Source organism: Nostoc sp. ChiQUE02 (assembly GCF_034531305.2).
Lineage (GTDB): Bacteria > Cyanobacteriota > Cyanobacteriia > Cyanobacteriales > Nostocaceae > Nostoc.
This window is the reverse complement of the sequence record NZ_JAVRBN020000020.1, coordinates 122750-131485: the sequence shown is the minus strand read 5'-3', so window position 1 is coordinate 131485 and position 8736 is coordinate 122750. Positions and strand designations below refer to the sequence as shown.

Sequence of the window (8736 nt, the reverse complement as noted above, 5' to 3'; positions counted from 1 at the left end):
AAGTCTTGAAATTTAATTCTTAATTCTTTTCTTTTTACTTTTTACTTTTACCTTTTGACTTACTAGCCCCTGCCTCCCCTGCTTGCCTTAATTCATCCCACTGTTCTGCAACGCCTGAATTTTTAATTCGTAATGGGCTACCCCCGCTGAGGAACGTAGACCCAAAGCGGCTTCCCACAGGGTAACCCAAGAGTATTGCGCTATAGGTTATCAAAATTACAAACGCAGACATGAACTGATATCATGTCCGGTTAAATAATTGTCATTGCGAACGAAGTGAAGCAATCCCAAAAACCTTGCGATTGCTTCTCTACGAGACGCTGCGCGAACGTTCCACTTCGTTGCACTCGCAATGACATATCACAAGTAATTTGCCGGACATGAACTGACTTAGTCAAGAACATTTGCAAACCATCTGCACCCATCCCAAAAAGTTCAACAATAAAGGTAGAAAAATCGGTCTCAAAATAATTCAAAATATTCTCTTTGCTCCCAGTCAGTTACTTGCTTTGAATACTCGTCTGGAGACTGACCAGCAACAGCCTCCAAAAAACGGTTAATTTCACTTTGTTTCATCTTAATCATGAAGTTAATGAACTGCTGTCCCATTTTTTGCCCAAAAAGTTCACTTTGACTCAGGTATGAAATCGCCTCTAGCAAACTTCGGGGTAAGGCCGGATTTTCTGTAGCATAAGGTTCCTCTGTTGGGGAACCAGGGTCAAGCTTGCAATCTACCCCATCTAATCCACAAATCAATTGTGATGCCATGTAGAGATAGGGGTTTGCTGCTGGTTCACCAATTCGGTTTTCAATGTGAGTATTGGGGTCATCAAAACCGCCTTGTAATCTAATCATTGCCCCTCGATTTTCCAATCCCCACCCAGCACGATCGGGAGCTAAGGAATTAGGTCTAAATCTTTTATAGCCGTTAATAGTTGGGGTTGTGAAAACAGAAGCAGCATTGGCGTGTTTAAGAATCCCAGCAACAAAGTGCTTGCCTAAATCTGACATTAGCGTACTGGAGTTTGCAGATATGAAAGCATTCTCGCTTGTAGTTCGGTTTATCAGCGATTGGTGCAGGTGCCAGCCATTGGAAGAACAACCTTGTAGTCCTGGACGACACATAAACGATGCGATGTAACCTTGTTGACGGCAGATTTGCTTAGTGGCCATTCTAAACATCGTCATTGTATCCGCAGCTTGCAATGCAGGAATCGGGTCAAAGGTAAATTCAAATTGACCGATACCCCCTTCGTTTTCCACGCTTCTTAAAGGCAACTCCATTTCAACTAGGTTTTCTGCCAGAATACGCAGTAAGTCGTGAATCTCTGGATTATGCGATTCCAATAGATATTGAAAGCTATGCTCAACGGCACTAACTTTAGGGGGTTGACCTGGTTTTCCAGAAGTACCAACATCGGCGAGTGCTAACATTGGATCTTCTAACTTTGCCAGATACCACTCAACTTCCAATCCCACAATATGTTCTAACCCTCTTTGGTGCAACTCTGCCAAAGATTGGCGTAAAATACCTCGACTGGAAAGAGACATTTTCTGTCCATTTTGAAAGTATTGGTCGCAAAGAATCAAGCCAGTTCGTTTTGCCCAAGGCACAATTCGGAAGGTATGAGGGTCAGGAACAGCCACAAGATTTGGTGCACCTGTCATCTCGGGCATTTCTAAACTACCACCAGGAATAAAAGGGTTAAATACAAGGGCACCGCCAGTATCAAATAAAAATGTACCTGTACTGATTTGCATTCCATTTTCCAGGGCGCTTAAAAAAGTTTGAGGTAAGAGCGACTTACTGCGAACAATGCCATGCTGGTCTGACCAAGCGGTGCGAATCAATAATAGATCCCGTTCTTTAACAACAGCCTTGATCTTTTCAGATACTTCTTTTTGGATTTCTGTCCACAGGTGATGACGCTCAATAAATCCAGGTCTTTTCATTTGGATTGCCTAATCATATTCAACTGCTTGTGCTCTCAGCTTGAAATAAATTTTATCTTGGCAATCATCAGCCCAGACAGATTTGGTCAACTGGTGTCATCAGCAAGCACTTGTTTTGAGGCATCATCAGCCTTGTCTGCCAGGAAAACCAAAGCCTCGAATAGGTTAAAACTCAAGTTGCGGCTCTTTATCTGACGACGATTACAATGTCTGCTTGAAGTCTGGCACGTTAGAACAATATTAATAATACTTAAGAAAGAAGCTGCAAATTATTTTGTATTACACAATACTTTTATTGACTGTACCTAAAGAAAATTATAAAAGTGTGAAAATGGGGAATTTTACTGAATTTACATTATTTGCTCCTCGCAACAAGAAAGCGGCTTTAATTGGGTCTTTTTCCGATTGGAAAGAAATTCCAATGCTAAAAGGTGAAGATGGTTATTTCCGCACTCAAATCAAACTGGAAGACGGCATTTATCAATATAAATTTCGCATTCAAACCAAAAATCCAAATTTTGCACCTGATGAATGGATAGATGTCATTGATCCCAAAGCAACAGATTTTAATGAAACAGAAAAATGTAGCATAGTACGTATTAAAGATGGGCAACGCATTGTAGATACTTACGTTTGGCAACACGATAAAATGCCGTTGCCTGATAATCGTAAATTAGTTATATATGAAATGCACGTTGCTGATTTTACTGGTGATGAAGTGGACTCTGACAAACAAGGCAAATATCTAGGGATAATTGCTAAGTTAGATTATCTTTGTGAATTGGGAATTAATGCGATTGAATTAATGCCAGTTAATGAGTACCCTGGTGATTATAGCTGGGGCTATAAAGTTCGCCACTTCTTTGCTACAGAATCTAGTTACGGTTCAACAGAAGATTTAAAGCAGTTAATTGACGAGTGTCATGGTAGAGGCATTCGCGTATTTATGGATGGAATTTATAACCACACAGATGAAGAATGCCCCTTAATACTGATTGACCGAAATTATTGGTACTACGAACACAAGCATTATCCTGAAGACCCAGATAATTACTGGGGGCCAGAGTTTAACTATGATAATTACGACAAAAAGTTAAATGTTAAGCCTGCATGGAAATACGTCGGCGATGTGGTAAAATTCTGGATTGAGGAGTATCACATTGATGGAATTCGCTTTGATGCAGTGCGCCAATTGGCTAACTTTGAATTTTTTAACTGGCTGACTAAGCAAGCAAAAAACCATGCTGCACCCAAGCAGTTTTACAACATTGCTGAACACATTCCCGATACAAATACTGTAGTCAAGCCAGATGGCCCATTAGACGCTTGTTGGCATGAGAGTTTTCGCTACTTTCTAGTTCCATATATTTGTGGGAAATCATTTGAATTAGAACAACTGAAGCAGATTTTAGATCCCAAACAGCAGGGTTATGCGATCGCTACCAATGTGATAAATTATTTGGCAACCCACGATCGCGAACGTGTATTACGAGAATTAGGCAATTGCGGCATCTTTGATGCAGCCGCATTTGAACGAGCGAAGTTAGCTGCTGTTCTGTTGATGACAGCAATGGGTATACCGATGCTGTGGATGGGAGAAGAGTTTGGTGAATACCAGCAAAAAAGTCAAGATGTGACTAAGCCGCAGAAGATTACTTGGTCTTTGTTGTCAAGCGACCAGAATCATGATTTATTTGAGTATTATCAAAAACTTATTGCTCTACGCAAGCAAACTCCAGCTTTGCAAAGTGATAATATTCAGTTTTTCTACGAAAATGCAGATGATAAAGTGCTGGCTTACACCCGTTGGGATGAGCAGAATTCTCATGTCGTCGTCGTGGCAAATTTCTCCGACCAGAATTTAAATCAATATAAAATTTCACACTTCCCAACTGGTGAGTATTGGCGGGATTGGATCGGTAATCAGGAAGTGGAATCTGGAGAGGATGGTTTAATCACTGACTTGCCAAGCTATACAGCTAAGATATTTGTTTTGCAGTAGACAAGATGAGATAAGTAATGCTGCTTATCTCTATGAAACGATGATGCGGCGGATGTCTGCTACCGTTGTTGATTGAATTCGGGCAGTTGTTGATTGAATTCGGGCAGTCGTTGATTGAATTCGGGCAGTCGTTGATTGAATTCGGGTAGTTGTTGATTGAATTCGGACAGTTGTTGATTGAATTCGGACAGTTGTTGATTGAATTTGGGCAGTCGTTGATTGAATTCGGACAGTTGTTGATTGAATTCGAGCAACCCCCAAGAATTTACATAAAGATATTCAATATCCTTGTAACAAATAAATAAATTTATACGGAATAATGCGGGTGTCAAGTAACCCTAATTCTGTCTATCCTAGTGCTGTACAGTTCAGGGTAGAACTCAGTTTTTGTCCTGGCGCATTATTAATAACAGGAAAGTGATTTATGTCACGTCCAAAACGCGGGTCTAAAGTAATTGATAGAGCACAGCGTCGGATTGCAGCTTTGAAATCGATCAGTCCCACCTTAGACTTCGGCAATGGGGTGACAATTGACTCCTTTGCAGCCGTCATCAAAACAACGCAAGACAGGTTGGAAGCTTATAACTCAAGCCTCTCCACCGTGGATCTGACTCAGGGAGCCTTAGAAGTTGCCGAAAAGTCGCTGATGGAACTAACAGAACACATGTTACTCAGTGTAGCTGCAAAGTATGGCAAGAATAGCGATGAGTACAAAATGGCAGGAGGCGTTCGTCGAAGCGATCGCAAGCGTCCGGTGCGAAAGCCTAAACAAGGGGCTGTTGCTTGATAATAAAAGCGGATTCTTATACTATGTTTGTAACTTTTGACGAAGTTGATGCCAGATTAGTACACTATTAAGAATCAGGATTAAAGCTGTAGATGATAAGGTTGCTATTCCTGTACCTACAACGCCAAAAGATGGAGTTAAAGTCAACAGCAACGGCAAATAAACTCCCAAAATGGCATTCAGAATGGCAGCCACGAACGCTGCAAGCATGGAAATAACCGTAGGAACAGTAATCTGGAACGCAAACAAATCAAAGCGATCGCAAAGCTGTAACAAACCTCTGGGTGTTGCAACGCTCGTGAAAAGAATAATTAAGCTACACCATTGAACTTGACCGATCGTCGCCTGATTCCATCTCATATAGGAACCGATATAAGGAGCAAGAATAACTGCGATCGCTAAACCAATCAGTACCCCTAACAGATCCAATAGAGTGGTAAATTTTAATATAGCGTTTCCCAATCATACAAGGTATATCATATTCCCCTCATCGCTTGTGGGGAGGGGGTTGGGGGTGGGGTTCTTGTATCTCACTCAAGCGAGAACCGCTATATATAAGATAAATGAAATCCATAAACACAATTTCTCTCTCATTCATTGTTATTCGTGCCATGAATGTTGAGAGTACCTTATCATTTTATTCTGCTCTGGGTATGGAATTTGTAGAAGAACAACATGGGTCATCTAACTTAGTTCATTATGCATGTGTTCTGGGAAATATTGTACTAGAGATATATCCATACCAAGCGGCTTTAGCGAATCCAGAAAATAAACAAAAAAATGACACAGAACCAATGCTTGGATTTAATGTTACATCTCTTGAAAAGATATTATGTAATTTAGAAAGCTTGGGGATAAAATCCAAGATATCGTCACAAATCAAAAATAGTGAACGGCGTGCTACTGTTACCGATCCTGATGGTAGAGTAATTATTTTGACTGAAATATCAAGCGTTGACTAACGATATAAGAAGATCCCAGTTGGCTTAAATTATTAAATTTTAGAGATGCCAGCATCGTTCATTAACAGGATAATATTGTTTAGAATTCCCTAACCCGCTGGCTCTCGCGTCTGTTACTCCTTACTCCTACAAAATATTTTCTATACTCTAAATTTTTACTTTGTTTGCGAGCCTCGATAAATTCGCTCCATTTGTTCTGGAGAAAGCACTGTCATTGGAAACCATTCATGTGTAGGAATAGGGTGTTCCTGGGACGATTGAAACTCCCGTTGTTGAGTTTTAGTAAAATGTATTTCCACATTGCTAGTTGGTGAGCTAAGTAACCTCTCATCTATCTCCGATGGGAGAAGCTGATTTTGGGGTAAGACATAGGCGTGCTTTTGTGGATCGTATGCCAAAATTTCTCCTGTCTCGATTTGATAAATCCAAGCATAAATATTGAGTTGCCCTTGATGGAGCTTAGAGCGAATCACCGGATAAGTCCGTAAATTTTCGATTTGGGTGAGTACATTCTCAGCAATAATTATTTCTAAGAGTTCTTCCCCTTCGTAGTGGCTATAATTGTCTTTCACCAGTCGTCTGGTTGCCTCTGCATACTTGAGCCAGTCATGTACAAGCGGCATTTCTACTCGCAAGCTGTCTAACTTCATTAACCCTTTCATAGCACCACAATGGGAGTGACCACAAACAATAATTTGTTGGATATCTAATGCTTGAATAGCATATTCAATTGTTGCCCCTTCACCGCCATTTGTAGCACCAAATGGTGGAATAATGTTGCCTGCATTGCGGATAACAAACAATTCACCTAACCCGGCTTGTGTAATCAGGTTTGGATCGATACGCGAATCTGAACAAGTAATAAACAGTACTCTGGGCTTTTGACCATGAGAAAGTTGTTCAAACAGTTCTTCATTGGCAGAAAAATAGCTACTTTTGAATTCGCGCAAACCTTTAATTAATTTTTTCATAGAGCACTTAAATGAACAAGTAATACTTTAAAAGTTTTGTAAAAATTTAGTTCTCAAATTCAAGAAGTAGGACGCATAAAACTAACAATTATTTTATATCATTGAGCGTTACTTATTACAAAGCTAAATCGGAGGTAAAGCGGATAACCACCTTTAACTAATTAAGTACTTCACTGCCAAAGAAAACCAAAATTTAAAACTTGTCAAAACTCTGCAAAAGCCACTATTCAAGCTCGATTAATCACTAATAACTGCGCTCTTGCAGACATTAGTGCAATTAGCTTAACCTCTCACGGATGGTAATATTATCGTCCTATTGACACTGCACAATTGCTAATTAAACTCCATAACAGAGTAAAATTTGTCTTCAGTAACCAGAAGGCTCAGTACAGTATAACTTCCTTGAGATTGACTCCAGTCAATACAGCACCCTCTAAGTTAGCATTACTAAGCTTGGCATCAGTCAGCTTGGCATTTGTTAAGTTGGTAGCGCTTAAATCAATGTCACTTGCAAATACTTGGCTCAAGTTTGCACCAGTTAGATTCGCACTAGTGAGATCGGCACCTTCTAAATTAGCTCCCTTGAAGTTAGCTCCCTTTAAATTAGCATTTCTTAAATCAGCACCAATTAAATGAGCCGAACGCAGGTTTGCTCCTACCAAGTCACACCCCGGACATTTCCCCGTTTTTAGCAACTGTCTAACATGGACAGGATTTGCAGCTTGCGCCGGAATGGCATAGCAGATCGTACTTACTAATGCTGCGGTAGCTAAAATCTCCAGTTTCATCTGACTTTCCTCAAAACGGTTAGATGCTATTAACCAAAATTTTTGACTGAAAATGGTTAACAATACCTATAAACAGATTGACTCAATTGATCGGCTTTTGGCATTGCACCATCGGCTTAGTCAAAGGGTGAAATTTATTCTTGTATTTTTTAAGCAGTCTTGCCAAACTACCCTCTATAGTCGTAGTTTTAACGTAAAATCAATTTGCGATCGCTAATAACTTTGGTATTTTTCTCCTTCCACTCATTTAATTTCCCATTCTTCATGCCTCATGTGACCATTTTTCTTTCCTTTGGAACGGATGACGTGAAACCGTAGCTTTCATGAAAGTCTTTCACCTTATTACCAGATGACTGGTTTTTAGTCATCATCTAAATGGAATAATTATGTTCTACTTGCTCTAGTAGTTTAACTGTCAGACCTAAAACGGCTTGCCGCCAGACTTCACTTGACCATTAAGGCTACGGTTTGTCCCCCATCCTGTATTAGCATTTATAAAAGTTACCTACAGTCTAAATATTTTTATTACTAAAGGTCGATTTCAAGTGAGCAATAGAGATGAAAGCTGGTAAGTAGAAACTAGCACTCACATTACTCACTTTCGTGTAACGATAATTGAAAGCTTTAAAGGTATACCAAAGAGTGTAAGAAGTCATCTAGCAAGCAAGAACTTAAGTAAAGTCTGATGCCTAGTAAACAAGTTCAGAACTAAATCAATTTTAGTGGAGCAATTATGAATCCTATTAATCAGGCGATTTTAGAATACCTGCGCTCTGGTGAGAAAACTTCTGGAGAATTAAAGGACGTATTTGATTGTAGTTACAGCGTCATTGATAAAGCATTGCAGGAGCTTATTGACGCACAGGAGATTGAACCAGGATGGAGTAATGATAATTATCCAGCGAGAATTTATCGGCTCAAGCGCCGGCAACAATCTGTTCCTTTTTGGAAAAATTAGTCATTTATTTTCATCTTGTTAAGGGAACTCCAAAAAATAAATTATCCAATTTCTGGATTAAAAACGACTGCTCCTTTCCCTACTCCCCTCTCCTGAGAGCGATCGCTTTACTCGACCATTTTTTAGGATTGGGCACAGAGGCGGCGCAACCTTCACCCTCATTATCCGCTTTTACTTTTTCTCTACGAGATGCATTGTGTCATAATTACTAGCCATTTTCGGATTCCTAGGAGGCTTTGCCTCAAGTATTGAGGCAAAGCCCAATGAATAGCATTTCCAGCCAGAGGCTGGAAACGAGGTTTAAAAAGGCTTTTA

The 8736-nt window shown here is 40.0% G+C and carries 10 protein-coding genes; 4 read left to right on the top strand and 6 right to left on the bottom strand.

What is annotated here, in order from left to right; all coding sequences use genetic code 11:
- Positions 1-251: 251 nt before the first annotated feature.
- Both RM347_RS20980 and RM347_RS20975 read right to left on the bottom strand, forming a co-directional pair.
- On the bottom strand, positions 252-476 hold the full coding sequence (locus RM347_RS20980) for a hypothetical protein (protein WP_322720263.1): 225 nt from the start codon (positions 474-476) through the stop codon (positions 252-254).
- The gene (locus RM347_RS20975) at positions 463-1953 is read right to left on the bottom strand and encodes a glutamine synthetase family protein (RefSeq protein WP_322720262.1); all 1491 of its coding nucleotides are present in this window, start codon (positions 1951-1953) and stop codon (positions 463-465) included. Before RM347_RS20975 ends, RM347_RS20980 begins: the two co-directional genes overlap by 14 nt.
- Before the next feature lie 331 nt (positions 1954-2284).
- On the opposite strand from RM347_RS20975, the gene RM347_RS20970 reads away from it, so the two are divergent.
- Positions 2285-3955 carry an alpha-amylase family glycosyl hydrolase gene (locus RM347_RS20970; protein ID WP_322720261.1) on the top strand — a complete coding sequence of 557 codons (1671 nt, stop codon included), beginning with the start codon at positions 2285-2287 and terminating at the stop codon, positions 3953-3955.
- Positions 3956-3985: 30 nt separating this feature from the next.
- Here the strand turns inward: RM347_RS20970 and RM347_RS20965 are convergent, their stop codons facing one another.
- Entirely contained in the window at positions 3986-4216 is a 231-nt protein-coding gene (locus RM347_RS20965) for a hypothetical protein (RefSeq protein WP_322720260.1), read from the bottom strand.
- Positions 4217-4379: 163 nt separating this feature from the next.
- On the opposite strand from RM347_RS20965, the gene RM347_RS20960 reads away from it, so the two are divergent.
- Entirely contained in the window at positions 4380-4742 is a 363-nt protein-coding gene (locus tag RM347_RS20960; protein ID WP_322720259.1) for a hypothetical protein, read from the top strand.
- Positions 4743-4763: 21 nt separating this feature from the next.
- Here the strand turns inward: RM347_RS20960 and RM347_RS20955 are convergent, their stop codons facing one another.
- Entirely contained in the window at positions 4764-5204 is a 441-nt protein-coding gene (locus RM347_RS20955) for a hypothetical protein (protein WP_428850587.1), read from the bottom strand.
- A 101-nt stretch (positions 5205-5305) separates the two neighbouring features.
- Between RM347_RS20955 and RM347_RS20950 the strand changes: the two genes are divergently transcribed.
- Positions 5306-5704 (top strand): VOC family protein, encoded by a 399-nt coding sequence (locus RM347_RS20950; protein WP_322720257.1) that lies wholly within the window; start codon positions 5306-5308, stop codon positions 5702-5704.
- Between the two features lie 155 nt (positions 5705-5859).
- Here RM347_RS20950 and RM347_RS20945 read toward each other — a convergent pair whose 3' ends face one another.
- Together RM347_RS20945 and RM347_RS20940 are read right to left on the bottom strand one after the other, a co-directional pair.
- On the bottom strand, positions 5860-6675 hold the full coding sequence (locus RM347_RS20945; protein ID WP_322720256.1) for a carbonic anhydrase: 816 nt from the start codon (positions 6673-6675) through the stop codon (positions 5860-5862).
- Between the two features lie 383 nt (positions 6676-7058).
- Positions 7059-7463, bottom strand: coding sequence for a pentapeptide repeat-containing protein (locus tag RM347_RS20940; RefSeq protein ID WP_322720255.1), 405 nt, complete (start codon positions 7461-7463; stop codon positions 7059-7061).
- 733 nt (positions 7464-8196) lie between these two features.
- Between RM347_RS20940 and RM347_RS20935 the strand changes: the two genes are divergently transcribed.
- Positions 8197-8421 carry a hypothetical protein gene (locus RM347_RS20935; protein ID WP_322720254.1) on the top strand — a complete coding sequence of 75 codons (225 nt, stop codon included), beginning with the start codon at positions 8197-8199 and terminating at the stop codon, positions 8419-8421.
- Positions 8422-8736 lie beyond the last annotated feature (315 nt).

Excerpts from the sequence above, each read along its gene's own strand:
- RM347_RS20975 (WP_322720262.1), bottom strand. The coding sequence starts at position 1,953 with ATGAAAAGACCTGGATTTATTGAGCGTCATCACCTGTGGACAGAAATC.
- RM347_RS20970 (WP_322720261.1), top strand. The coding sequence starts at position 2,285 with ATGGGGAATTTTACTGAATTTACATTATTTGCTCCTCGCAACAAGAAA.
- RM347_RS20960 (WP_322720259.1), top strand. The coding sequence starts at position 4,380 with ATGTCACGTCCAAAACGCGGGTCTAAAGTAATTGATAGAGCACAGCGT.
- RM347_RS20950 (WP_322720257.1), top strand. The coding sequence starts at position 5,306 with ATGAAATCCATAAACACAATTTCTCTCTCATTCATTGTTATTCGTGCC.
- RM347_RS20945 (WP_322720256.1), bottom strand. The coding sequence starts at position 6,675 with ATGAAAAAATTAATTAAAGGTTTGCGCGAATTCAAAAGTAGCTATTTT.
- RM347_RS20940 (WP_322720255.1), bottom strand. The coding sequence starts at position 7,463 with ATGAAACTGGAGATTTTAGCTACCGCAGCATTAGTAAGTACGATCTGC.
- RM347_RS20935 (WP_322720254.1), top strand. The coding sequence starts at position 8,197 with ATGAATCCTATTAATCAGGCGATTTTAGAATACCTGCGCTCTGGTGAG.